Annotated in this window: 21 protein-coding genes and 2 tRNA genes; 10 read left to right on the top strand and 13 right to left on the bottom strand. The window is 60.3% G+C overall.

Annotated elements, in window-relative coordinates:
* Window positions 1-36 precede the first annotated feature (36 nt).
* Window positions 37-113: transfer RNA gene (locus HH303_RS05255), tRNA-Met, on the top strand.
* 88 nt (window positions 114-201) lie between these two features.
* Here HH303_RS05255 and HH303_RS05250 read toward each other — a convergent pair.
* From HH303_RS05250 to HH303_RS05240, 3 genes are all read right to left on the bottom strand, one after another.
* A complete protein-coding gene (locus tag HH303_RS05250) occupies window positions 202-2667 on the bottom strand; it encodes an ATP-binding protein (protein WP_169624111.1) in 2466 nt (821 codons plus the stop codon).
* Window positions 2664-2864 (bottom strand): hypothetical protein, encoded by a 201-nt coding sequence (locus HH303_RS05245; protein ID WP_169624110.1) that lies wholly within the window; start codon window positions 2862-2864, stop codon window positions 2664-2666. The genes HH303_RS05250 and HH303_RS05245 overlap by 4 nt, the downstream gene beginning before the upstream one ends.
* Window positions 2865-3202: 338 nt before the next feature.
* A tRNA-Ser gene (locus HH303_RS05240) sits at window positions 3203-3292 on the bottom strand.
* A 199-nt stretch (window positions 3293-3491) separates the two neighbouring features.
* Here HH303_RS05240 and HH303_RS05235 point away from each other — a divergent pair.
* The gene (locus HH303_RS05235; RefSeq protein ID WP_169624109.1) at window positions 3492-3824 is read left to right on the top strand and encodes a hypothetical protein; all 333 of its coding nucleotides are present in this window, start codon (window positions 3492-3494) and stop codon (window positions 3822-3824) included.
* On the opposite strand, the gene HH303_RS05230 is transcribed toward HH303_RS05235, so the two are convergent.
* The 3 genes from HH303_RS05230 to HH303_RS05220 all read right to left on the bottom strand — a co-directional run bounded on the left by HH303_RS05230 (window position 3821) and on the right by HH303_RS05220 (window position 6784).
* Window positions 3821-4261 (bottom strand): GFA family protein, encoded by a 441-nt coding sequence (locus tag HH303_RS05230; RefSeq protein WP_169624108.1) that lies wholly within the window; start codon window positions 4259-4261, stop codon window positions 3821-3823. The genes HH303_RS05235 and HH303_RS05230 overlap by 4 nt on opposite strands.
* 48 nt (window positions 4262-4309) lie before the next feature.
* A complete protein-coding gene (gene lepA, locus HH303_RS05225) occupies window positions 4310-6115 on the bottom strand; it encodes a translation elongation factor 4 (RefSeq protein WP_169624107.1) in 1806 nt (601 codons plus the stop codon).
* A gap of 132 nt (window positions 6116-6247) precedes the next feature.
* On the bottom strand, window positions 6248-6784 hold the full coding sequence (locus HH303_RS05220; protein ID WP_169624106.1) for a VOC family protein: 537 nt from the start codon (window positions 6782-6784) through the stop codon (window positions 6248-6250).
* A 79-nt stretch (window positions 6785-6863) separates the two neighbouring features.
* On the opposite strand from HH303_RS05220, the gene HH303_RS05215 reads away from it, so the two are divergent.
* Window positions 6864-8123, top strand: coding sequence for a mandelate racemase/muconate lactonizing enzyme family protein (locus tag HH303_RS05215; RefSeq protein ID WP_169624105.1), 1260 nt, complete (start codon window positions 6864-6866; stop codon window positions 8121-8123).
* 65 nt (window positions 8124-8188) lie between these two features.
* Here the strand turns inward: HH303_RS05215 and HH303_RS05210 are convergent, their stop codons facing one another.
* The 3 genes from HH303_RS05210 to HH303_RS05200 all read right to left on the bottom strand — a co-directional run bounded on the left by HH303_RS05210 (window position 8189) and on the right by HH303_RS05200 (window position 12226).
* Window positions 8189-8920 carry a Bax inhibitor-1/YccA family protein gene (locus HH303_RS05210; RefSeq protein WP_169624104.1) on the bottom strand — a complete coding sequence of 244 codons (732 nt, stop codon included), beginning with the start codon at window positions 8918-8920 and terminating at the stop codon, window positions 8189-8191.
* 100 nt (window positions 8921-9020) lie between these two features.
* Complete coding sequence (locus HH303_RS05205; RefSeq protein ID WP_169624103.1) at window positions 9021-11546, bottom strand: ABC transporter permease; 2526 nt, start codon at window positions 11544-11546, stop codon at window positions 9021-9023.
* Window positions 11543-12226: an ABC transporter ATP-binding protein gene (locus tag HH303_RS05200; RefSeq protein ID WP_227421524.1), complete on the bottom strand. Its 684-nt coding sequence runs from the start codon at window positions 12224-12226 to the stop codon at window positions 11543-11545. Before HH303_RS05200 ends, HH303_RS05205 begins: the two co-directional genes overlap by 4 nt.
* A gap of 73 nt (window positions 12227-12299) precedes the next feature.
* Between HH303_RS05200 and HH303_RS05195 the strand changes: the two genes are divergently transcribed.
* From HH303_RS05195 to HH303_RS05170, 6 genes are all read left to right on the top strand, one after another.
* Window positions 12300-13001, top strand: coding sequence for an arylesterase (locus HH303_RS05195; RefSeq protein WP_169624101.1), 702 nt, complete (start codon window positions 12300-12302; stop codon window positions 12999-13001).
* Entirely contained in the window at window positions 12998-14158 is a 1161-nt protein-coding gene (locus HH303_RS05190) for an FIST signal transduction protein (RefSeq protein WP_169624100.1), read from the top strand. Before HH303_RS05195 ends, HH303_RS05190 begins: the two co-directional genes overlap by 4 nt.
* Before the next feature lie 13 nt (window positions 14159-14171).
* Entirely contained in the window at window positions 14172-15224 is a 1053-nt protein-coding gene (locus HH303_RS05185; protein ID WP_169624099.1) for an NADP(H)-dependent aldo-keto reductase, read from the top strand.
* Window positions 15225-15268: 44 nt separating this feature from the next.
* A complete protein-coding gene (gene thpR / locus HH303_RS05180) occupies window positions 15269-15829 on the top strand; it encodes an RNA 2',3'-cyclic phosphodiesterase (protein WP_169624098.1) in 561 nt (186 codons plus the stop codon).
* A gap of 135 nt (window positions 15830-15964) precedes the next feature.
* Window positions 15965-17440 (top strand): NADP-dependent succinate-semialdehyde dehydrogenase, encoded by a 1476-nt coding sequence (gabD, locus tag HH303_RS05175; protein WP_227421523.1) that lies wholly within the window; start codon window positions 15965-15967, stop codon window positions 17438-17440.
* Window positions 17441-17644: 204 nt separating this feature from the next.
* Window positions 17645-18490, top strand: coding sequence for a hypothetical protein (locus HH303_RS05170; RefSeq protein WP_169624097.1), 846 nt, complete (start codon window positions 17645-17647; stop codon window positions 18488-18490).
* Between the two features lie 284 nt (window positions 18491-18774).
* Here HH303_RS05170 and HH303_RS05165 read toward each other — a convergent pair whose 3' ends face one another.
* From HH303_RS05165 to HH303_RS05155, 3 genes are all read right to left on the bottom strand, one after another.
* Window positions 18775-20001: an MFS transporter gene (locus HH303_RS05165; protein ID WP_169624096.1), complete on the bottom strand. Its 1227-nt coding sequence runs from the start codon at window positions 19999-20001 to the stop codon at window positions 18775-18777.
* 127 nt (window positions 20002-20128) lie between these two features.
* Window positions 20129-21019 (bottom strand): LysR family transcriptional regulator, encoded by an 891-nt coding sequence (locus tag HH303_RS05160; RefSeq protein WP_169624193.1) that lies wholly within the window; start codon window positions 21017-21019, stop codon window positions 20129-20131.
* Window positions 21020-21097: 78 nt separating this feature from the next.
* Window positions 21098-22099 carry a mitochondrial fission ELM1 family protein gene (locus tag HH303_RS05155; RefSeq protein ID WP_227421522.1) on the bottom strand — a complete coding sequence of 334 codons (1002 nt, stop codon included), beginning with the start codon at window positions 22097-22099 and terminating at the stop codon, window positions 21098-21100.
* Window positions 22100-22270: 171 nt separating this feature from the next.
* Here HH303_RS05155 and HH303_RS05150 point away from each other — a divergent pair, with 171 nt between their 5' ends.
* Entirely contained in the window at window positions 22271-22768 is a 498-nt protein-coding gene (locus HH303_RS05150) for an Lrp/AsnC family transcriptional regulator (RefSeq protein WP_169624095.1), read from the top strand.
* A gap of 7 nt (window positions 22769-22775) precedes the next feature.
* On the opposite strand, the gene HH303_RS05145 is transcribed toward HH303_RS05150, so the two are convergent.
* Complete coding sequence (locus HH303_RS05145) at window positions 22776-23957, bottom strand: alpha-D-ribose 1-methylphosphonate 5-triphosphate diphosphatase (RefSeq protein ID WP_169624094.1); 1182 nt, start codon at window positions 23955-23957, stop codon at window positions 22776-22778.
* Between the last annotated feature and the right edge of the window lie 31 nt (window positions 23958-23988).

The following is a 23988-nucleotide window of genomic DNA, read 5'->3' as shown; positions in this document are numbered from 1 at the left end:
TACCACACTCGTCGCAGCGCCCTCACAAACCTATAACGCGGGGTGGAGCAGCCAGGTAGCTCGTCAGGCTCATAACCTGAAGGTCAGAGGTTCAAATCCTCTCCCCGCAACCAAACAATTAGCCCGCAGTCTCAATGAGATAGCGGGCTTTTGTGCGTCTGGGGGATGCCGCGAGATATCCGAAGAGGAAGCGGGGGTGGGCTACTGAGTTTTGAGGTTGATGTTGGTGGTCCCGCAGTTGCATCGCAGCACCTCTGGGGGTCCTTTACGCGGGGTTAGATAGGGATAGCCGCTACACTTTGGATTTTTACAGCGAATATGATCGAGCAACGCCTTGAAGGCATCGGAGACTTCCTTGAACTCTTTATCGGTGAAATTTTCCCACGTATTAAAATGTACCGACTTGTTAATTGCCCACTGCTCAGCATTGGTCTTCTGAATTAGGGTTGCTGCTTCATTTAGTTTTTTCAGCAACGCCGCTTCGACTTCGGCATGTCCCCAGTATTTTGCCGACTGGGTGCCCTTTTTCAGACGGTCTTTCCATCGATTAAGAGTTGGGGGAAGCAAGTCGCCGAGATCATAACTTGCGTCGCCTCGATACTCGACTTGTGCCCTCAGATTGTCGGCCAGGATAGCGGAAATGTATTCTAAATAGCGGCGTAACAGCGCAGCAGCGCGCGGCACATCATTTTCGTCGAGCGAGTTTTGAATTTCTGTCCAAATGTCCGAGTCATCCCAGATGCGTGGCCCCGTTTCGACTTTCCAGCCGCCGAAATACTGCCCCTTTTGAATTAGACTCTCGGTCTTCATGTATTGAAGCCACACCCGATCATGAGTGGTCAGAACGAATTGCGTGTTTGGGAATTTTGTTTTTAGCAAGCGGCACACTTCGCGCCGATGGCCAGTGTCGACTGACATTAGAACGTCATCAAGCACCGCAAATGTAAACTTATCGTTGAGCGTGTGCTTCATCAGGGCCAGATAAAGGCATAACCCCATGCCATCCTGATGCCCTTCGCTATGATAGGCACCAGGTGGGAAGGTACCCCGACCATAGAAATCTACATTAAATCCGAGTTTGGCTGGCTCGGCTTTTAGCTCACCTACGAACGAGCCTTCATCGTCATTGATAACTTTGTAAAACTCGGTGAACTCCTTGGCGACGGCGTCGTAGATGTCCTCGAGGACCTTGTTGGAAACAGTGCTGTAGTGGTTATAGATTTTTTGAGCCGTTGATTTCTTTGCGGCCAGGATCTTGGCCGTTCTGCTCGTTCCGAGTACCCTTTCGTAGCGATCTTGAAGGACCGCTAGAAAATCAATTGCCTTATCCTTGGCTGAACTGTCAGGTAGACTCTTGACGCCTTTGTGCGTCTCATCGAGGCGTGTCTGCGCTTTGGCTGGAACTTCCCACCAATTACCTTCGAGTGCAGTAATGACATTTTCGATCTGCGATGGATCGATTTCGAATGCCTCAAAAGCCGCCTTGGTCTTATCAAGAGCGTTGGCGTAGGCGTCCAGTTCCAACCGCGATACAGCAGGATCAAGCATCGCAGCGCAGTTAGCTGCCTTGCGGATCCCTGTTATTCGAGCTTCGACGCGGGCAGTAATTTCATTGAGCGCGTCGCTTAGTTCTTTGAGTAACGTGTCCGTCTCTTCCGCGCTCAAAAGCTTTGCCTTCAGGTGCTCGCGCAACTCCTCTGCGTCCCAGGGTTTATCGCAAAGGGGGCAGGCATCTTCAGTAACAAAATTAAGACCCGTCGTGATGAAGCCGTGTGCCATTGCGAGCGAAAGCGCCTGTTCATCTTCTTTCAGCTTTTTTAAGGAAGCGAGAGCATTTTCCTTCGTTTGTTTAACAGCACCGGGCTCGCCAGACTGGACGGCTATGAGTAGCGCTGCAAGGTCGGCAAGAGCCACATCTTTCGATACGCCGGGTTTTTTGCCCCCCTTACCTTGTCCCTGAGCGCCTTCTTTGAAAGACGTTTGTGGGGTTAGCTCCGTCAACGTGGGTAAATCGAGAACGCTGCGCTGCGCGTTTGCCTTTTGAAGCACCTTTTCTCGATCAAGATCAGAGACGTTAAGGGTGGTCTTGAGCTCCGTTTCGGCGAGAGCCCGTGCACGCTCGGCTTCGTCAGCATCCCGCTTGCATTTGTTCGCATAACTCAGCAGCGACTTACGTAGGTCTCCAATCTGATCAAGACGCAGCAAATTTTGAACATCGGTGGACCGTTGCGCGGGTGGGGTTATAATATATTTTGCAATCTCCCGACGCGACAGCGCAAACTCCGGATGTGATTGCAACTCTTGAATTATTGTCTGGAGTTCTGGATCGGCGGGCTTGATGCTCGCTGCGCGTGGGTTCTTTACCGAGCGCGCGATTGTGATGTCCTTTTTAAGCGAAGGGACAGTTCCAACAATCGTAACCTTGGCTTTGTCAGGATCGTCACGGTAATCGACATGCGGGGCATGACCTTTCACGCTGAGCTCACCCTGCCCCTGCCCCGATAGCCTTGTAAGGTTACCTGTGAGACAGAATTCAATGGCATCGACCACGCCACTTTTTCCAGTGCCGTTTGGGCCGCAAATTCCGAAATTCTTGCCACCCAAGTCAAGGGTGAGATCACGGATACCGCGAAACTCCTCGATGTGGATGGTATTGATGCGGATCACGTCTTGTTCCCTTGGGACGGCGGGAACAGTACCGAGTCAATTTCTTCGAATTTAGGAGCCTTGCCCTTTCGCAAGAGTTCATCGAGCCGATTTGCAGATTCGTCATCAATCTCTTCGTCCGCATGCAACGCGGACAGGTACTCATCGAGTACCTTGTTGACCGTGGACGACAGCACTTCTTTCTTCAGTTCGGCCATTACCCTTATCCTACGAAAGACAGTCTTACTATGCCCCTCACAGACATAGACTATGCCACTTCGAAAAATGATTCCTTCCGGTTGCTTTTTCTAAAACGCTACAGCAAAACGTACATGTCTTACAAAGTGAATTTTTGCAGGATTCCTAGATATTCTGATTAATAGAGAACTACCAAACGACCCGCGTTCCAATCTCCATATCGGACTAAAGAATAGCACCTAGATTTCTGGACGCCTTCTTTCCTATATTTAAGGCAGTTGGGGCAAAAAAAGCGCGCGATCTCGACAGGACGGCCTCTGATTATCCATCGCCATATAATGTACGATTACGGGGGAACTGGCGGAGAGAGGGGGATTCGAACCCCCGAGGGGCTTCCACCCCAACACGATTTCCAGTCGTGCGCCTTAAACCGCTCGGCCATCTCTCCAGCACGGGTGGGATCGGTGTCCCATCCTTCAAAAGGCGGCGGAACATAACCGAGTGACTCCCCCTCGGCAAGGCCTGAAACAGCAAAAAATGAGGGGCCGGGAACGGCCGCCCACACCGCTTTGGACATGGTAAAAAATCATGTTAGGGTCCGCGACACGTTTGGTCCTTTACCCACCGACTAATTCGAGAGGTCCCGTATGGCGCTGCTCCGCGGCCTGGGCAGGTTATTCCTCCTTATCGCCGTCGTTTTCGCGGGGAACGGTCTCTATGTCTGGCTCAGCGGGAATGGGGGAAAGCCGGCGGGCGTGGTCTGGTTCGAGCAGCACCATACGAGCCTGAATAATGCGGAAGTCATCGTATCGCGCTATCTGATGGTTCCGGGGGTTTGGCGGGACGCCGTTCTTCCCTATCTGCAACGTCCGGCCTGGGAGGCGTCGCTGTGGGGCGTGATCGTCTGCCTGATCATCGGCGGGTTGTTTGTCTATCTGGGGCGTCGTCGGCGTCGCCGGGGCGGCTTGAAGCAACACTAACCCGTTTGGTCGGACAGCCGATCCCGCGCCGATCCGTTGTCCCGATGCAGATCGTCTTCGATTCTCAACCATGGCAGGCACGCCGCCGCATGCGCATGGAGGCGCGGGGCGAGATCCGCGGCCTGATCCAAAATCCCGAGCGCGATATAGACCGTTCCCGGCAGATAGTCGTATCGCCCCGTCAGGGGAGAGCCGCAGGCATCGCAAAATGTCCGCGTCACGCCGGGCGATACGGAGACGCGGCGGCCTTCATCCGGGGAAACGGTCACGGTTCCTTCCTCGAAGGCGGCAAAGGCGGCGACCGGCGCCCCGGTCACGCGCCGGCAATCCTCACAATGGCAATAGGCGACAGTCTTCGGCGGCACGGCCGAGCGCAGGGTGGTTTTCCCGCAATAGCAACGGCCCGTCACGACGGAAGTCGATGCAGTCTTCGTCATCTGTACACCCCCCCTTACGAATGACGGAAGAGTACACGAAACGCGCGATCAGTTGTCGCCCATTTTGAGCGCTTCCAGGAAGGCGGATTGCGGGATTTCGACCTTGCCGAATTGCCGCATCCGCTTTTTGCCTTCCTTCTGCTTTTCCAGAAGCTTGCGTTTTCGCGTGATGTCCCCGCCATAGCATTTGGCGGTCACGTCCTTGCGCAGGGCGCCCAGCGTTTCGCGGGCGATCACCTTGCCGCCGATCGCGGCCTGCAGGGCGACCTTGAAAAGCTGACGCGGGATCAGGTCCTTCAGGCGGCCGCAGATATGACGGCCGCGATATTCGGCCTGACTGCGGTGCACGATCATGGCCAGCGCATCGACCGGGTCGCCGTTGATCAGGATCGATACTTTCACCAAATCGCCTTCGCGATATTCGGTGAGTTCGTAGTCGAAGGAGGCATAGCCCCGGCTGACCGATTTCAGGCGGTCGTAGAAGTCGAAGACGACTTCGTTCAGCGGCAGGTCGTAGACCACCATGGCGCGGTTGCCGACATAGGTCAGGTCGCGCTGTTCGCCGCGCTTTTCCGTGCAGAGCGTCAGGACCGGGCCCAGATAGTCGTCCGGCACCATGATCGTCGCCTTGATCCAGGGTTCCTGGATCGTGTCGATATAGGTGACGTCGGGGAAGTCCGCCGGGTTGTGCAGGTCGATCGTCTCGCCGTTATTCAGCTTGATCTTATAGACGACGGACGGCGCGGTGGAGATCAGGTCCAGATCGTATTCGCGCGACAGGCGTTCCTGAATGATTTCCAGATGCAGCAGCCCCAGGAAGCCGCAGCGGAAGCCGAAACCGAGCGCCGCCGAGGTTTCCATTTCCGCATGGAAGCTGGAATCGTTGAGCGCCAGCTTGCCCATGGCGTCGCGCAGTGCCTCGAAATCGGAGGCGTCGACGGGGAACAAGCCGCAGAAGACGACCGGCACCGTCGGCTTGAACCCTTCCAGCGGTTCCAGGGCGGGCTTGCGTTCGTCGGTAATCGTATCCCCGACCTTACAGTCGGACACCGCCTTGATCCCTGCGGTGATGAAGCCCATTTCGCCCGGCCCCAATTCGTTCACCATCACACCCTTGGGCGTGAAGATGCCGACACGGTCGACTTCATGCGCGACGCCGGTCGCCATGAAGCGGACCTTCTGACCCTTCTTGATCGTGCCGTCCATGACGCGGATCAGGATGACGACGCCCAGATAGGCGTCGTACCAGCTATCGACCAGCATGGCGCGCAACGTGTCGGACGGGTCCTTCACCGGCGGTGAGGGCAGGCGGGTGACCAAGGCTTCCAGCAATTCGTCGATGCCGATGCCGGTCTTGGCGGAGATTTCCAGCGCGTCGCTGCAATCCAGGCCGATCACGTCTTCGACCTGACGCTTGATGCGTTCCGGTTCGGCGGCGGGCAGGTCGATCTTGTTCAGGACCGGGACGATTTCCAGATCGTTGTCCAGCGCCAGATAGACGTTGGCCAGCGTCTGCGCCTCCACGCCCTGGCTGGCATCGACGACCAGGATCGCGCCTTCGCAGGCCGCGAGCGACCGGCTGACCTCGTAGGAGAAGTCGACATGGCCGGGCGTGTCCATCAGGTTCAGCGTGTATTCGACGCCGTCCTTGGCCTTGTAGATCAGGCGCACGGTCTGCGCCTTGATCGTGATGCCGCGTTCGCGCTCGATATCCATGGAATCGAGCACCTGCTGCTTCATCTCGCGGTCGGTCAGCCCGCCGCAGCGCTGAATCAGGCGGTCGGCCAGGGTCGACTTGCCATGGTCGATATGCGCGATGATGGAGAAGTTACGAATACGGCTCTGATCGGTCATGTCGGGAACGGTTCCTATTGCGGCGGCCTCTTACACGGTCGGGCGCGCGAATGCCGCGCAAAATAGGGCGCAAGCCCCCGTCTTGCAATCTTTGTCGGCGGTCCGTGCCGGTACGGGAAATGCCCCGGAACGCTAGTCGCGCTTTCCCGGAAGCGGGCGCATGAAATCGTCCGGCGATTGACCGCCTTCCGCCGCTGCTTTTCGCAAGGCGCGCTTCCAGCGCAGATAGGCCGGCGGGGAGGGAATCCGGGGGATATGCGCCAGTTCCCAATGAATGCCGTTGATCGGATCGTCGAAGAATACGGCATAGTAGCCGGGCGAATAGACCGCGTATTCGGCAGGCGCTTCCGTGACCGACACCCCGTTCGGGATCAGGAAGTCGTCGTGAAAGGCATCGACTTCCCGTCGGCTCTTGGCCCAGAGGGCGGTGTGGTGAATGCCCACGGCGCGCGCGCCATGATCCAGCTTTTCGCCGGACTGCGCGGGCTGAAACCCGATATAGCTGTGCGGCATGGGGAAGCGGGCCATGTAATAGGTGGATCGGTATCCGATATCGAGGGTCCAGAAGCTTGTATATCCCAACCAGCCGAACATCCGGTCGTAGAAGGCGATGGAGTCCTCATATTTCAGGACCGAAAATTCCACATGGTTTATTCCACGCCAGCGCATGTCGTTTTCCGTCTATCCGTTTCGAATCGTGTGCTCTTACTCTAGTCTGCACGGAAATCGTATCGGGGAGCGCGTTCGAATGAAACTCAAAGACATAGAAACCTTCGTGACGGTCCCGCCGACAGGGATCGGCGGGTCGTTCTGGGTCATCGTGAAGGTGACGACGGATAACGGGATCACGGGGGTCGGCGAATGCTACGGCATTCCCGTGTCGGGCGACATCGCCTGCCGGATGGTGGAAGACACGTTCGAACGCTTCTTTGCCGGAACCGATCCACACCGCGTCGAAACCCTGTTCCGCCGCGTCTATTCCGCCGGGTTCACGCAGCGTCCGGACGTCACCATGATGGGCGTGTTCAGCGGTATCGAAATCGCCGTCTGGGATATCCTGGGCAAGGCGCATGGCCGTCCGGTCTGCGACCTGATCGGCGGGCGGTTCCACGATCGCATCCGCACCTACAGCTATCTGTACCCGAAGAGCCTGTGCCCGCCGCATTGGACCTGGATCGGCAGCGGGGAGGGCGATGTCTATCACGACCCGGAGGCGGCGGCCGAAGCGGCGGTGAACTATGTCGAAATGGGCTTCACCGCGGTCAAGGAAGACCCGGCGGGACCCTATAGCTTCCAGGGCGGGCGGGAGCTGTCCTTACACGAATTGAACCGCAGCGAGGCGGTATTCAAGGCAATCCGGGAGGCGATCGGTGACCGTGCTGATATCCTGGTCGGCACCCATGGACAGATGACGACATCGTCGGCCATTCGGCTGGCGAAGCGGCTGGAGAAGTTCGATCCCCTCTGGCTGGAGGAGCCGTGCCCGCCGGATCAGATGGCGGGGATCGGCAAGGTCGCGGCGGCGACGTCCATTCCGGTCTCGACCGGCGAGCGCCTGACGACCAAGATCGAATTCCACGAGGCCTTGAAGGCGGGCGTCGCCATCCTGCAGCCGGATATCGGGCGCAGCGGCGGTATCTGGGAAACCAAGAAGATCGCGGTCCTGGCGGAGGTCTTCAACGCCCAGATTGCCCCGCATATCTATTGCGGACCCATCGCCCACGCGGCGGCGACGCATCTGGCCTTTTCCAGTCCGAATTTCCTGATCCTGGAAACGATCCTGACGGATTTCCACGCGAAGGTGCTGAAGAAATCCCTGAAATGGGAACACGGCTTCATCCCGGCCCCCACGGAACCGGGCCTGGGTATCGAAATCGACGAGGCTGTGATCAAGGCCCATCCCTATAAAACGGGCGGGTTGCTGCATCTGGAAATGTGCCAGACGCCGCTGGGGTCGGATAATGCGAAGACCATCGGCGAAATTCCCGGCCCGAGTACCTGGGTCTAGCGCCAAAAGAAAACCGCCCGGCGGTGAGGCCGGGCGGTCAACTTTTTCAGCAAGTGCGGCGGCGATTATTCGCTGCGCATGATGCCGAGGATGCTCAGGATGTGGATGAACATCGTGATGAAGCTTCCGTACAGGATCAGCGCACCGAACAGAGCGTAACGCCCGATCGCGGTGTGGCCGAGGTTTTCCGCGTACATGTTCTTGATCATCTGCGTTTCGTAGGCGGTCATGCCCGCGAAGACCAGGACGACCAGGGCGGAAATGCCCAGGGAGAACATGCTGGAGCCGACGAAGATGTTCACGACCATCGCGATGATCAGGCCGATCGTGGCCATCAGGAAGAACCGGCCGAAACCGCTTAGATCCTTTTTCGTCACATAGCCGAAGAAGCTGGCGCCGGCAAACATGCCCGATGTGATGAAGAAGGCGCGGGCGACGTCCCAGGTGCCTTCCGTCGTTTGCAGGAAGTAGGCGACCATCGGGGAAATCATCGCACCCCAAAGCGCGCAATAAATCCAATAGAAGGCCTGGGCCCCCATATTGGACTGCATCGTGATCATGCGCGGCGCGAACCAACCCATGCCCAGCACGCCCAGGAACAGCACCCATTTCATCGGGCCGACGGCGACCTGAACCATGATCGCCGGATTGGCGGCCATGAACAGAACGATCGCTCCGGTCAGGGCGACGCCCAAGGCCATATAATTGTAAACGCGCAGCATGTAAGACCGCAAACCTGCGTCGAACTCTGCCGTATCGACGGTGGCCGAAGCATACCGGTTCGGATTGAGAGCCATCGTCTGGTGCCCCTTTCTTCCCGTGGTTAATCCGTGGTCCGTCTTGATGGGACGGTTTTCCGGACCCTATATTGGGATAGTCGTTATCAATTTCAATGGATTATTCGTTGCGCAAAAGCGGGGCCGCTTTCTTGCCCAGGGCCGACCAAGTCCCGGCAAATCCGAAAGTCAGAGTGGCGGCCAGCGCGACCGCCACGGTGATCAGCGCGGCTTCGGGCACGAAAATCCAATCGGCCTCCATCACTTCTTCGATGACGACGAAGGCCGCCAACCCGCCTACCAGTCCCGCGATCATTGCCGTCGTCAGGCCCAACAGGCCGAATTCCAGCAGATAGGCGATCAGGACGTCGCGCCGCGTCGCGCCCAGAACCTTCAGGACGACGGATTCGTAAATCCGGCGGCTGTGGCCCGCCGCGACGGCCCCGGCCAGAACCAGGATGCCCGCGACGATGGCAATGGCGGCGATGGCGGTCACGGCGGTGGCGAGGTCTTTCAGGATCTTGTCGACCCCTTCCAGAACCTCCTTCACGCGGATGGCGGAAACATTGGGGAACTGATCCGTCACGGCTTTTTCCAGCGCGACCTCCCGGTCCGGGTCCAAATGCGCCGTCGCCAAATACATCTGCGGGGCGCTTTCGATCAGGCCCGGCGAGAACACCATGACGAAATTGATACCCAGCGAGGTCCAGTCGATTTCCCGCAGATTGGCGATTTCAGCCACGATCTCCCGGCCCAGCAAATTGACCGTGATCGTATCCCCGACCTTGAGGCCCAGCAATTCGGCGGCATTGGCGTCGAAACTGACCAAAGTGCGGGACGTGTCGGAATAGTCTTCGGGCCACCAGTTGCCGGCGACGACCTCGCTGCCGCTTTCGGGCGGGGTGCGCGACCAGGTAATGCCCCGGTCGCCGCGCAGAATCCAGGCGACGTCGGGATCGGGCGTGATTTCCTCAACCGGTACGCCCGCCAGTTTCGTGATCCGGCCGCGCAGCATCGGCACGGTATTGTAGCGGTCCAGCCCGTCGAAATTGTCCATCGTGGCGCGGAAACCGTCGATCTGGTCCGGCTGAATATCGATGAAGAAGTAACCGGGCGCTTCCCCCCGGAAGGTTTCCTGCACCTGACGGGACAGGTTGCCTTCCACCATGGCGACGGCGATCAACACCGTCAGGCCCAAGCCCAGGGAGACAACGACAGAGCCTGTCGGCGCGCCGGGCCGGTAGAGGTTGGTCAGCGCCAGCGCGACACGGATGTTGCGGGGGCGGGGCAGGCGCCGTGCCAGGGCCATGGCCCCCGACGCCGCCGCGCGGAAGGCCAGCAAGGTGCCGACCGATCCGGCGGTGAAGGCCAGCGCGACCAGGGGCCGGTCGGCACTGAACACCGCCAATCCCGCCAGGGCCGCTACGGCAAGGATCAGCGCAATCGTCATGCGCGGGCCGGGGCGGGCCGTCACGGGGTTCAGCAGATCGCGGAACAAGGTCGCCGCCGGGACGGAACTGGCCTTCGCCAGAGGCCACAACGCGAAGACCAGCGTCGTCAGGAAGCCGAAAGCGGCGGCGAGGATCAGCGGCGCGGGATAGAATCCGGCGCGGGCCTCGACCGGCAGTTTATCGGCCAGCAGCGGTGTGATCAGGGCCGGACCCACCCCACCGATGATCAACCCGATCACGATCCCGGCAAGGGCCAGAACCGCGACTTGAATCAGATAGGTGGCGAAGATCGTGCGCGTCGGTGCGCCCAGACATTTCAACGTCGCGATGGTCGCCGTGCGCTGCGCCAGGAAGGCCCGCACGGAATTGCCGACCCCGACGCCGCCGACCAGCAGGGCCGTCAATCCGACCAGGGTCAGGAACAGGCCGACCCGATCGACGAAGGTCTGGATATTCGGCGCGGCGTCGTCCAGGGCGCGCACCCGCCATCCGGCATCCGGGAAGGCGGCGTTCAACGCCTCCGTCCAGGCCGCGATATCGGTGCCCGGCGGCAGTACGACGCGATAATGGTAGCGGATCAGGCTGCCCGGCTGCTCCAATTCCGTACCCGCCAGGGCGTCCAATGCGATGAAGACGCGCGGCCCTAATTCGAAAGCCTGAGTGCTCTTATCCGGTTCGGTCGTGTAAGTGGTGCGGAAATCGAAGGTTTCTTCGCCGATCCTGACCTTGTCGCCGGGGGACAGCGCCAGTCGGTCGACGAGGTTCGGGGCGGCAATCAGGCCCCAGTGCCCGTCCTTTTGCGCCAGATCGCCCAGCCCGACGCCGTCCGGCGTTTCGAAGGTGCCGGTCAGCGGATAGGCATTGTCGACGGCTTTCAATTCGATCAGCCGCCGGGCTTCCCCATCCGCGCGAATGGCCATGGCGCGCATCTGTACGATGGCGGACACCCCGTCCGAATTCCGGCGCAGATAGGCGACTTGGTCTTCGGTGGCCGGGCGGTGGATCAATCGGATATCGACATCCCCGCCCAACAGGGTGCGACCGTCGGCCTTCAACCCCGCCTCGATGGCGGAAGCGAGGGACCCCACCCCGGCAATGGCGGCGACGCCCAGTGCCAGACAGGCGACGAAAATCCGAAATCCCTTCAACCCGCCGCGCAATTCCCGGCGGGCGAATAACGCGGCCGGACCCGTCATTCGGCGGCCTCTCGGGCGTCGTTGACGCTCAAGTGGCCGTCCCGCATTTCAACGGTCCGGTCGCAGGCCTGGGCTAAATCCTTATCGTGTGTAATCAGCATCAGGGTTGTGCCGTGATCGCGCGCGAGGGAGAAGAGCAGGTCGATGATCTGCGCCCCCGTATCCGCGTCCAGATTCCCGGTCGGTTCGTCGGCCAGAATCAGATGCGGTTCGACGGCGAAGGCGCGGGCGAGGGCGACGCGTTGCTGTTCGCCGCCGGACAATTGCCCGGGATAATGGCGCAACCGCGCGCCCAGCCCGACTTTTTCCAATGCCGCCGCCGCACGGTCCAGCGCATCGCGCCGTCCGGCGAGTTCCAGCGGCACGGCGACGTTTTCGACCGCCGTCATGGTGGGGATCAGATGGAAGCTCTGAAACACGATTCCCATATTGTCCCGGCGGAACGTGGCGAGTCCGTCCTCGTTCAACGTGCCGAAATCGATGCCGCCGATGGTGACCTGCCCGCTGGAGGCACGTTCCAGTCCGGCGACGATCATCAACATCGAGGTCTTGCCCGAACCGGACGGTCCGACCACACTGACGGTCTCACCCTTTCCCACGGTCAAATTGATTCCGCGCAGGATGTTGACCTCTCCGGCCAAGGACCCAAGTGTTAGATGGACATCGCGGAGTTCGATCATCGCGGATTTCCCGCCAGGGAAAGAAGGCGATGTGCTTCCTGACGTCTTCGATTCAACGCTAGTTAGAGGCGCCATGCGGTATCCACTCCGGTCCCTGTTCGACTTTCCGGCCTTCTGCCTATATGGCCCGTCCCGCGCCGCGTTCAATGTTGCGGTGCGGAAACTGGCGTTTGCGCTGGTCGGTCTAATCCTTTCCGGGCTGTCTGTAAGCGCGGCGCGGGCGGATGCCTTGATCCTCGCGTTGGGGGACAGCCTGACCGCCGGTTACGGGTTGGACAACGCCGACAGTTTTCCCGTTCGTCTGGAACAGGCGCTGAATGCCGCGGGGCATGCGGTCACGGTTACGAATGGCGGCGTGTCCGGCGATACCAGCAAGGGCGGGCTCAACCGTGTCGATTGGCTGTTCGCGGAAAAACCGGACCTGTTGCTGCTGGAACTGGGCGCGAATGACGGGCTGCGCGGCCTGCCACCGGAGGAGACGGAGGCCAATCTGGCCGCGATCATCGAAAAGGCGCAGGCGTCGGATGTGCCGGTCCTGCTGACCGGGATGATGGCGCCGCCGAATCTGGGCCGGGAATACGGGGAGGCGTTCAACGCCGTCTTCCCATCGCTGGCGGAACGCTATGACGTCTTTTTCTATCCGTTCTTTCTGGACGGTGTTGCGGCGGATCCGTCCCTGAATCAGGGCGACGGCATGCATCCGAATGCCAAGGGCGTCGATGTCATCGTCGATCGTATCCTGCCGTCGGTGATCGAGGCGCTGGAGGCGCAATGACCGTTTCATCGGACTTTCTGGCCGCCCAGGCTACCGGCGAAACCTGGCAGGACGCCGTCGGCGCGATCCTGCCGGTCTTGAAGGATGCAGGGCCTGAACATCGGCTGGGCATGGTCTATATGACCCCGCCCTACGCGCCGCATGCGGCGCAAATCGAAATCCTGCTGCGTCAAGCGACCGGCGTGCGGCACTGGATCGGCGCGGTCGGCCTGGGCACGGTCGGTCCGGCCCTGACGGATGCCGGGGATGACGGGGCCTATGGCGAATCCTACGGCGTGCCGGGATTGTCCGTCATGCTATGCCCCTTCCCGGAAGATTCCTTCCGCATCTTTTCGGGTGTTGTCGGCGATACGGATCGGATCACCGAAACCCACGCGGATTGGATGTCGGGCGGCGTGCCGCCCGTCGTGCTGGCGCATGGCGATTCGGGGAATGAGCTGTTGCTCAGCCTCATGGAAGATGTCGTCCAGGAAACGGACGGATTCCTGATCGGCGGCCTCAGCGCGGCGGAAGGACCCGGCAGCCAGATCGCCGACGGGCCGGACGGTAAGGGATTGAGCGGCGCCCTGCTGTCGATGGAAAAAATCCCGCTGCAGACGGCGCTCAGTCAGGGTTGCAGTCCGATCGGGCCGGTTCGGACCATCACCGCCGGGGCGGACAATGTGCTGCTGGAAATCGATGGAGAACCGGCGCTGGACGTCTTCAAGGAGGATATCGGCGACGTCCTGGCACGGGACCTGCGGCGCTGCGCGGGCTATATCTTCGCCGCCCTGCCGGTGGAAGGCAGCGACCAATCGGATTATACGGTGCGCAATCTCGTCGCCATTGATCCGGAGAATAAGGCGCTGGCCATCGGCGCGCATATCGGGCCGGGGTCGAAAATCCTGTTCTGCCGCCGCGACCCGGATACGGCGGTGATGGATATGAAGCGGATGCTGGAAAACCTGAAATCCCGCATTGGGGAACGGCCAATTCGCGGCGGGTTATACGTTTCCTGTGCCGCGCGCGGCCCGAATCAGTTCAGTGATCCGGCGCGCGAAACCCAGTTGATCGAGGATGTCCTCGGTTCCTTCCCCCTGACGGGATTCTTCGCCCAGGGCGAATTCTGTCGGGACCGTCTCTATGCCTATACCGGTGTACTCACCGTCTTTCTCTAAAGGATGCCCAAAGATGAAATACAATAAACTCGGCCATACCGGGCTGGATGTCAGTGTGATCTGCCTGGGGACCATGACCTGGGGTCAACAGAATACGGAAGCCGAAGGCCACGAGCAGATGGATTGCGCGCTGGATCAGGGCGTGAACTTCTGGGATACGGCGGAAATGTACCCGGTGCCGCCCATGGCCGAAACCTATGGCCGGACGGAAGAAATCATCGGGACGTGGTTCGAAAAGACGGGCCGCCGGTCGGAGGTCATTCTGGCGTCGAAGATCGCGGGCCGGGCGCGGCGTCTGCCCTGGGTTCGTCCGCATCTGCATGACGGGGAAACCCGCCTGGACCGCGCGTCCGTACTGGAAGCCTGCGACAACAGCCTGAAGCGGTTGAAGACGGATTATATCGACGTCTATCAACTGCATTGGCCGGAGCGCACGACGACCACCTTCGGCGAAATGAACTACAAGCATATGCCGGAACGCGACGGTATCGCGCTGGAAGAAACCCTGCGCGCGCTGGGTGAATTGGTCGATGCGGGGAAGGTGCGGTATGTCGCGCTGTCCAACGAAACGGCCTGGGGCACCATGGAATTCCTGCGCCTCGCGGAACAGCACGGCCTGCCGCGCGTCGTGTCGGTGCAAAACCCCTATAACCTGCTGATGCGCGGGTACGAATATGCGATGGCGGAAGTATCCTGCCGAACCGGCGCGGGGCTTTTGGCCTATTCGCCGCTGGCGATGGGCGTTCTGTCCGGAAAATACATCGGCGGGGCCCGCCCGGAAGGCGCGCGGATGACGAAATTCGGCGACTATTTCCCGCGGTATATGAGCGCGCGGGCCCAGGCCGAAACCGTGAAATACGTGGATATCGCCAAGAAGCACGGTCTCGACCCGGCGCAGATGGCGAATACCTTCGTGAACATGCAATCCTTCGTGACGTCGAACATCATCGGCGCGCGGACGATGGATCAGTTGAAGAGCAATATCGCGACCGGCGACATGACGCTCAGCGACGATGTGCTGGCCGATATCGAAACTGTTCACAAGGAAACGCCAATCGGGTATTAAGGGGGTGGGGTCACTCCCGGCCCCATATCTAGTGGAGGCGCGCCATGATACGGCTCTTCGTCGCCCTACCCGTGCCGCTTTCCGTCCGGCAAGAGCTGGTCGGTCTGCAGAACGGCCTCCCCGGTGCCCGCTGGACGGATCCCGAAAACTTCCATTTGACGCTACGGTTTGTCGGTGAGGTCGATTTCGGCCTCGCCGAGGACCTGGCGCATACCCTGTCCAGAATCATCGCCCCGGGATTTGACGTGACCCTGGACGGTCTCGGCTGGTTCGGCAACAAACGCCGTCCCGCCGCGATTTACGCACAGGCCCGCAAAGACGACGCGCTGATGCATCTTCAGCGCAAGGTCGAATCCGCGGCGGTGCGCTGCGGCCTTCAACCGGAGAGTCGGAAGTTCCATCCGCATGTGACGCTGGCACGGTTGAAGACGACCAGCATCGATGCGGCGGAACGCTTCGTCGCGGAACGGCGCCTTTCCCGGAAACTCACCTTCGAGGCGGACCGCTTCGTCCTGTATTCCAGCTTCCTGGCCCATACCGGGTCGATTTATACCGAGGAAGCGGAATACTATCTGGATTATCCGGTCTACGCTGCGGCGGAATAACCGTTATCCCCTTAGGGATAGGGGACGGGCCTTGCCTCGTGCGGCCCGGCGCGCTACCGATTCCATCCTTACGAACAACGGCTGCCCGCGCGGGATGTCATTCGCAGGACAGGGCGGCGGAAAGGGTGTCATTCGATGAACCAGATCAAGAATTCCGGACTGACCTTGAAGGACCCGACGCTGCTGCGTCAGCAGGGCTTTATCAACGGCGAATGGGTCGATGCCGATAGCGGCGAAACGATCGACGTCAACAACCCCGCGACCGGCGAAATCATCGCAACCGTGCCGAAAATGGGCGCCGCCGAAACGCGCCGCGCGATCGAGGCCGCGAATGAGGCCTGGCCCGCCTGGCGGTCCATGTTGGCGAAGGACCGTGCGGCGATCCTGCGGCGCTGGTTCGAACTGATGCTCGAAAACGCCGACGATCTGGCGCTGATCATGACCAGCGAACAGGGCAAACCCCTGACGGAAGCGAAGGGCGAAGTCGCCTATGGCGCGTCCTTCCTGGAATGGTTCGCGGAAGAGGCCAAGCGGATGTATGGCGACGTCATTCCGCAGCATCAGGCGGACAAGCGGATCGTCGTGATCAAACAGCCGATCGGCGTCACCGCCTTCATCACGCCGTGGAATTTCCCGATCGCCATGATCACCCGCAAGGCCGGTCCGGCGCTGGCCGCCGGGTGCCCGGCCGTTGCCAAACCGGCCTCCCAGACGCCGCTGTCGGCCCTGGCGCTGGCCGTCCTGGCCGAACGCGCGGGCGTGCCGAAGGGGGTGCTGTCCATCGTGACCGGATCGGCGGGGGCCATCGGCGGCGAAATGACGTCGAACCCGATCGTGCGCAAACTGTCCTTCACCGGGTCGACGGAAATCGGCAAGGTGCTGATCAAGCAATGCGCCGACACGGTGAAAAAGGTGTCGATGGAACTGGGCGGCAACGCACCGTTCATCGTCTTCGACGACGCGGATGTCGACGCCGCGGTCGAAGGGGCCATCGTCTGCAAGTTCCGCAATGCCGGTCAGACCTGCGTCTGCGCGAACCGCATTTACGTCCAGGACGGCGTCTATGACGAATTCGCCAAGAAACTGGCCGCCAAGGTCGCGCAAATGAAGATCGGCAACGGCGTCGAGGACGGCGTGGTCATCGGTCCGCTGATCGACATGGCCGCCGTGGACAAGGTGGAGGAGCATCTGGCCGATGCGACGTCCAAGGGTGCCAGCGTCATTTCCGGCGGGAAGCGTCACGAATTGGGCGGCTCCTTCTACGAACCGACGGTCATCGCCAACGTGACCCAGGACATGATGGTGTCCAAGGACGAAACCTTCGGTCCGCTGGCCCCGCTGTTCCGCTTCAAGGAAGAAGACGAAGTCATCGCCATGGCGAACGACACGGAATTCGGCCTCGCTTCCTATTTCTATGCCCGCGACATTGGTCGTGTCTGGCGCGTTTCGGAAGCGCTGGAATACGGCATGGTCGCGCTGAACACCGGTATCCTGTCGACCGAGATCGCGCCATTCGGCGGGGTCAAGGAATCCGGTCTGGGCCGCGAAGGGTCCAAATACGGTTTGGATGAGTTCTGCGAGATGAAATACATGCTGTTGGGCGGCATCTAATCGCCCCGGTCAGTCTATCGCGTAAAGCAAAACCCCCGCCGGGATCGGCGGGGGTTTTTTGTTCTGCCTTAAGGGGAGGGGGAGGGGGAGGGGAGAGGGGGTGTCTGCGAGCTCGCGTTACACAACAAGAAAAAACTTGTTGAATGACGAATAAATCCGTGTATTAATTTGTCGTCTCTCAAGGAGAGCAAAAGGAATAAGGCGATGGAAAACACGGTAAACCCGACCGATGTAGATGGCGCACAGAATGCAGGTGCGGCAATGAAGCACCGCAGTCGGACGCAAATCGAGTTTCCGTACACGGACATCGGTCAAGCGGAAGAGCTCGCTCGGACTCTTGTTGATCGAGGGGGGGGAACGGCTGAAACTGCGCAGCTGGCAGGCTGGATGGATCAGTCCGCGAATGGCGGCACGTTTCGGTCCCGACTTTCAGCGGCGCGTATGTTCGGCTTTATTGAATCAGACCGCGGTTCTGGCGTTATTACTATTACGTCCTCGGGACGTGATGTCGTCGACGCAAACCGACGTGCCGCAGCGCGAGTTGACGCGTTTATGAAGGTCCCTTTGTTTGCTGCGATGTATGAAAAGAATAATGGGTACAACTTGCCTCCTCCAGCGGCGCTTGAAAGACAGGTTGTTGAACTAGGGGTCCCGGAAAAACAGAAAGAGCGCGCAAGGCAGGTATTTCAAAAATCAGCCAGCATCGCTCAGTTCATCGACCCCACAACAGGTCGCTTTGTAAAACCTGCAGTGCGTCCGGTGAAGGAAGAAGACAATACTGACACTGTGCGCCACAACAGTGGTGATGAGAGCAACACGGGAAGTGATAGCGTAGACCGGCAGTATCATCCTTTTGTGCAAGGATTGCTCGATGAGCTCCCTGCTTCCGAAGAGTTCATGTCATGGCCAGTTGAAGACCAAGCAGAATGGCTAAGGGCGGCTGCGAGTATTTTTAAGCTTTTGTCAAAGACAAAGGGACGGATTGTTGTCAGCTGTCCTGGCGAGCAAACGCCGACCCCGAAGGAGGGGTCGGCGTCTGATTACGAGTGACGAGCGAACTGGTTGCAACAAGAGCGCTCGTTAGAACGTTTAGAAGAAAGGAGGTAGCGTTGGTCTGGCAAACCACCAGTAGATTATAGGTAGGTGGTCATTAGGACCATTACCCCTGCTCCCGTCCAAACGGAGTAAGAGTTGATAGCGTGGCTCCTTCCAAAAGAGCTACGCTATCAGTGCTTTATAATACTGAATTATATCAGAAAATCAACATTTCCCTAAATTTCTGTACGGCACCGCTAAGCTAGGAATATGTTGAATTTGTTTTGTTGTTCCAATTCTCAACTTCGAATCGGTAACGGCACGAGCTTCCGGTTGTCCTCGATCGGCAGGTGGACGACGGCGGCGAAGAATCCCAGGACGGCGCTGGCGATCCACATGGCGTCGTAATTGCCGAACATCTCATAGAATTCCCCGGCCATGATCAGACCGACGAAACTGCCGACCTGATGGCTGAAGAAGACGATGCCGAACAGCATGCCGACATTGGTCGGCCCGTGCAGCTTCGCGACGGTCAGGCTGGTCAGCGGCACGGTGGACAGCCACAGCAAGCCCATGACGGCGCTGAAAACCAGCAGGACCCATTCCGTCACCGGCACGAACAGCAGCGCCAGCGCCGCCAGACCGCGAAGCGCATAGATCGCCGACAGCGGGTATTTCGGGCGGAACTTGCCGCCCATCTGACCCGCCGCGATGGTGCCGACGATGTTGAAGGCACCGATCACCGCCAGACCGGTCACCCCGGCGGCGGCGGACAAGCCGCAGACCACGGCGAAATTGGGCAGGTGGAAGGTGATGAAGGCCAGGTGGAAGCCGCAGACGAAGAAACCGGCGGTCAGCAGAACGAAGCTGCGGTCCCGCAGCGCGCGGGACAGAACTTCGCGTAGGGACTGACCAGGATGCGCCGCGACTTCGGCGCGCTGTTCCGCCGTCGGTTTCGTTTCGCGCCGGACGAAGATCGCAAGACAGGCCGCGACCAGACACAGCGCCGCCAGGATCAGGAAGGAATCCACCAGACCGTAATCCTTCAGGAAGGATTGGCTGAGGGGGGAAAAGACCAATTGCCCGAAGCTGCCGCCCGCGGTGGCGATGCCCAGGATAATCCCCCGATTCTTGTCCGATGCGGTGCGGCCCAGCGCGCCGAGCACGACCGGGAAGCCAATCGCCGATTGGGCAAACCCCAGCACCAGACCGACGGAGACGCCCAGGACCAGATAATCATGCGCGAAGGCCGTCATCGCCAGCCCCAGGGCATAGAGAATCCCGCCCGCGAAAAGAACCGGCGCTGCGCCGTACCGGTCGGACAGGCGGCCCGCGAAAGGCTGCGCCGCGCCCCAGACGATGTTCTGCACGGCGAGGACCCAGGACAGCATCGCGATGTCGAAGCCGGTTTCGACCGACATGCTGGGCAGGAAAACGCCGAAGGACGTTCGCGCCCCGAAACTGACGGCAAGGAGAACGAATCCCCCGATCAGGACGAAAAAGGCATTGCGGTCGGCGGTCGACATGCGCGGGAACCCCTTAGGTTACGATTGGCCAAGAGAATTAGGCCACCCTTACGCCAATGTCTTGTACGTTTGAGGCAACAAGCTTTGGAATTTTCGTCGCGAAGCCCCGAAAACCGAGGGGGAGCGGCTAGAAATTATGTTCCGCGACCTTCCGCAACAGGAAGTCCCGGAACACCGTGATCCGCTTCGAATGCCGCAATTCCTCCGGATAGACGAAATAAGCCTGGGTCACCGGCCCGTCCAGATCGGTCAGCACGGGTTCCAGTTTCGTCTGTTCCGGCTGCATGAATTCCGGTAGCGCGGCGAGACCCAGGCCCGACCGGACGGCGCGGTAAATGCCGTAGACATTGTTGACGCGCAGGATCGGGCGGCGCGGCGTTTCCGGACGCGCGCCCACTTCCAACAGCCAGTTGATCGTCTTGGACGGCAGCGGCGCTTCTTCCCCGAAGACCACGAGATCGTGGTGGTCCAGGTCGGATGGCGTCTCCGGTTTTCCGCGCCGCGCGAAATAGTCGGGGCTGCCGTAAATCAGGTGCTTCACGCTCATCAGCGGACGCTGGATCAGGTCCGGCTGCCGGGGGGGAGACATACGGATCGCGACATCGGCCTGCCGCATGCCCAAATCCAATTCCTCGTCGGACAGCAGCAGCGTGACCTCGACTTCCGGGAACAGATCGATGAATTCCTTGATCTGCGGCGTCAACCAGGTCGACCCGAAGGCCATGGTCGTCGTGACCTTCAGCGGCCCCGACGGGCGATCCTTGGTTTCCGCCAACCGTGCTTCGGCCATGCTGAGTTTATGGAATACGTCCTTCACCGTGCGGTAGAGCATTTCGCCCTGTTCGGTCAGCAACAGGCCGCGCGCATGACGATGGAACAGGGGTACGCGCACGCTTTCTTCCAGCGCGGAAATCTGCCGAGAGATGGCGGATTGGCTCAGATTCAGTTTCTCGCCCGCATGCGTGAAGCTGCCCGCTTCCGCCACGGCGTGAAAGATCCGCAATCTATCCCAATCCATCGCCATCGTAATATCCTACCGTCATGTCCGCCCTAGATAGGCACTCGGTTCCCGAAAATCGATGAAAATTCTTTCATCTCAATCGGAAAGCAGAGCTTTTACCCGTTCCGCCACGCGCGCCGTATCCGTCAACGGGCGATGATCCCAATCCGCCAGGGTGCCGTCGAAAGACCGGGCGGCACCGGCATCTTCCATCGCGCGGTGAAAGCGTTCGAACTTATCCGCCCGTCCGACGACCGGCAGGCGGATCACCGAAACCGGCTTTTCCGTTGCGGCCGCTTCGGACACCATATTAACCGAGTCGCCGGTGACGATGACACGGTCCGCAAGGCCAAGATACCCGAAATAGGGATTGTCGCCGTCTCCCGACCAGATTTCGGCCGGAACATCTGCCAGCGCGTTGCGGACGGCCTTGAATGCGTCCGGATCGGTGCGGCGCGATCCGGTGACCATCAGACCGGTGCCGGTCGCCTTCGCCATGTCGCGCAGCATCGCCCCGATGTTCCGTCCCGTTTCCGCATCCAGACGATAGGCGCTGTTGCTGCCGCCGATCAGGACCGCGACGCGTGGCGTGGGAAGATGCGATAGCCGGTCCCGCCATAAATCGGCTTCCCGGTTCAGCCGCGCCCGCGTGATGCCGTGCACGGAACCGGTTGTCACCTCGACGGTCGCGCCGGTCAGGCGGTCATGGGCGGGCACCGCGACAAGGTCGAAACGGGCGGGGTCCAGGCGCGGGTGCTGGATATGCACGCATTTCGTATGGCCGCCGCTGCGCCGTTTGATTTCCAGCGCAGGACCGATCGCCCGGCGTCCGCAGGTGATGATTAGATCCGGCCAGGGCGGGGCGAGGGGCGATCCGTCCTCCAGTTCCGCGCCCAAGATACCGGGCGGCGACAGGGACGGCGGCAACCATATCCAGGGGCGGCGCAAGCGGATCGTCTTGATCGAGAACGGCAAACCCAACACTTCCGCCAGTCCCCGGGCGGAAGACAGGTTTCCGGCCCGCCCGTCGGTCATCACCCAACAGGTCGCGGATTCTTCGTGTCGTGGGGCGCTGCGTTGCATGGGCGGGTTATGCATGCGTCTGTGCGGTCCGGCAAGTTGGCGGGCGGGCGGCCACGGATTTTCCCATAATCCGGCAATTCAGTATAATATTATTGCGTGTAACAGGTGGAGGCGGTAATTGCTGGCATATAAGATGGACGATCCGCCGACAGTCGATTGTCGGCGTTGAACACGGGAAGCACGGGAATGCGGCGCGCGAAGCTGGACAAGATCGATAAGAAGATTCTGCGCGATTTGCAGGATGACGGCCGGATCACCAATGTCGACTTGGCGAAACGGGCCGGCATTTCCGCCCCGCCCTGCCTGCGCCGCGTCCGCGCGCTGGAGGAAGCGGGCTTCATCCGCGGCTATCACGCCGATGTCGATGGCGAGATGATGGGCTTCGACGTCACCGTCTTCGCCTTTGTCGGGTTGGACAGTCAGGCCGAAACCGATCTTCGGAAGTTCGAAGATCTGGCCAAGACATGGCCGCTGGTCCGCGAATGCCACATGCTGCAGGGCGATACGGATTTCCTGTTGAAGGTCGTCGCCCGCGATCTGGACAGCTATAACCGATTCCTGACCAGCCAGTTGACGGCGGCGCCGAATGTCGCGCATGTTCGATCGGCCATCGGCATCCGCACGTCGAAACAGGAATACGGGGTGCCGATCGATCCGGACGCCGAGTCTGACGACTTTATCTAATTCCAGTTTATCTAATTGCCGCGCGTCTCTTGCCGCGAGCGGATACCAGGGCGACATCCCCCAGAAACCCTTTGGGCGTCCCGCCGTCCGGGCTGCGGAAGGCGATGAAATCCGCATCCGCGCCGACGGCGATCTTGCCTTTGCGGTCGCCCAATCCTGCGGCTTGCGCCGGGTTGCCGGAGACCAGGGACCATGCTTGATCCAAGGGGAGAAGCCCCAGTTCCGCCACCAGGAACGGCGCACGCAACAGGCTGGGGTAATAATAATCGCTGACCAGCGCCGTGACGCGTCCGGCGGCGATTTCGTCCCGGACATTGGTGCCGCCGACATGGCTGCCGCCGCGCACCAGATTGGGCGCGCCCATGACCACGGTGGCGCCACGGGCCAATCCCTTTTCCGCGCAATCGGCGGTCAGGGGGAATTCGCAAATGCGCACGTTCAATTCCGCCGCGCGGGCCGCGTCCTCATCCGTCATTTCGTCGTGCGACGCCAATGCCACGCCTGCCGCATGCGCGGCTTCCGCCAGTTCCGCCCCTTGTTCGATGCCGAGCGGACGGCGTTCGAGCAAGCTGGAATAAAAGGCGGCGAATTCCTCCGCCGACATGGTGAACCGCCGCGCCGCGCCCGCCTTGTAACGTTCGGTCTTTCGTTCGTCGCCCGGAAAGGGCAGGTGATCGTTCAGCGACAGAAGATCGATCCGATGGCTGCGGATCCAGGACAGCAATTCGTCGTGGTCCTGGGTGGCGACGCATTCATGACGGATGTGAATACGGCTGTCCGACATCAGGCGCGGGCGCAACGTGTCGAGTCCGTCCAACAGGTCCCGAACGGTCTTGCGGCTGCGGATGCCCGGCTCGAACCCATCGGTGATGGAATAAAAGAAGGTGGTGATGCCGCTGGCGATCAGGTTCGCGTCATTCGACTCGATCGCCAGATCCAACGGGAAATGCACCCCGGCGCGCGGGGCCAGTTCCCGTTCGAATCCGTCGCCATGCAGGTCGACCAGACCCGGCATGACCATCATGCCGGTCCCGTCGATCATCTGGTCGCTGTCGGCGGGGCCGTCATCCAGGTCGGTGATGCGCCCGTCTCGAACGGTGATCGTGACGCCGTCCTGAAACCCGTCGTCCAGAAGGGCGGTCACGTTTTGCAGGGCGAAGCTGTTAGGTGGGGGGAGACTGTCTGGCATGGCGATAATCCGTAACGAGTGGGATGTCGGG

This window comes from Pacificispira spongiicola, from assembly GCF_012926505.1.
GTDB classification, from domain to species: Bacteria; Pseudomonadota; Alphaproteobacteria; order UBA8366; family Aestuariispiraceae; genus Pacificispira; species Pacificispira spongiicola.
This window is presented reverse-complemented; position numbering and strand designations above follow the sequence as displayed.

Excerpts from the sequence above, each read along its gene's own strand:
- HH303_RS05245 (WP_169624110.1), bottom strand. The coding sequence starts at position 2,864 with ATGGCCGAACTGAAGAAAGAAGTGCTGTCGTCCACGGTCAACAAGGTA.
- HH303_RS05235 (WP_169624109.1), top strand. The coding sequence starts at position 3,492 with ATGGCGCTGCTCCGCGGCCTGGGCAGGTTATTCCTCCTTATCGCCGTC.
- HH303_RS05230 (WP_169624108.1), bottom strand. The coding sequence starts at position 4,261 with ATGACGAAGACTGCATCGACTTCCGTCGTGACGGGCCGTTGCTATTGC.
- lepA (WP_169624107.1), bottom strand. The coding sequence starts at position 6,115 with ATGACCGATCAGAGCCGTATTCGTAACTTCTCCATCATCGCGCATATC.
- HH303_RS05220 (WP_169624106.1), bottom strand. The coding sequence starts at position 6,784 with ATGCGCTGGCGTGGAATAAACCATGTGGAATTTTCGGTCCTGAAATAT.
- HH303_RS05215 (WP_169624105.1), top strand. The coding sequence starts at position 6,864 with ATGAAACTCAAAGACATAGAAACCTTCGTGACGGTCCCGCCGACAGGG.
- HH303_RS05210 (WP_169624104.1), bottom strand. The coding sequence starts at position 8,920 with ATGGCTCTCAATCCGAACCGGTATGCTTCGGCCACCGTCGATACGGCA.
- HH303_RS05205 (WP_169624103.1), bottom strand. The coding sequence starts at position 11,546 with ATGACGGGTCCGGCCGCGTTATTCGCCCGCCGGGAATTGCGCGGCGGG.
- HH303_RS05200 (WP_227421524.1), bottom strand. The coding sequence starts at position 12,226 with ATGATCGAACTCCGCGATGTCCATCTAACACTTGGGTCCTTGGCCGGA.
- HH303_RS05195 (WP_169624101.1), top strand. The coding sequence starts at position 12,300 with ATGCGGTATCCACTCCGGTCCCTGTTCGACTTTCCGGCCTTCTGCCTA.
- HH303_RS05190 (WP_169624100.1), top strand. The coding sequence starts at position 12,998 with ATGACCGTTTCATCGGACTTTCTGGCCGCCCAGGCTACCGGCGAAACC.
- HH303_RS05185 (WP_169624099.1), top strand. The coding sequence starts at position 14,172 with ATGAAATACAATAAACTCGGCCATACCGGGCTGGATGTCAGTGTGATC.
- thpR (WP_169624098.1), top strand. The coding sequence starts at position 15,269 with ATGATACGGCTCTTCGTCGCCCTACCCGTGCCGCTTTCCGTCCGGCAA.
- gabD (WP_227421523.1), top strand. The coding sequence starts at position 15,965 with ATGAACCAGATCAAGAATTCCGGACTGACCTTGAAGGACCCGACGCTG.
- HH303_RS05170 (WP_169624097.1), top strand. The coding sequence starts at position 17,645 with ATGGAAAACACGGTAAACCCGACCGATGTAGATGGCGCACAGAATGCA.
- HH303_RS05165 (WP_169624096.1), bottom strand. The coding sequence starts at position 20,001 with ATGTCGACCGCCGACCGCAATGCCTTTTTCGTCCTGATCGGGGGATTC.
- HH303_RS05160 (WP_169624193.1), bottom strand. The coding sequence starts at position 21,019 with ATGGATTGGGATAGATTGCGGATCTTTCACGCCGTGGCGGAAGCGGGC.
- HH303_RS05155 (WP_227421522.1), bottom strand. The coding sequence starts at position 22,099 with ATGCATAACCCGCCCATGCAACGCAGCGCCCCACGACACGAAGAATCC.
- HH303_RS05150 (WP_169624095.1), top strand. The coding sequence starts at position 22,271 with ATGCGGCGCGCGAAGCTGGACAAGATCGATAAGAAGATTCTGCGCGAT.
- HH303_RS05145 (WP_169624094.1), bottom strand. The coding sequence starts at position 23,957 with ATGCCAGACAGTCTCCCCCCACCTAACAGCTTCGCCCTGCAAAACGTG.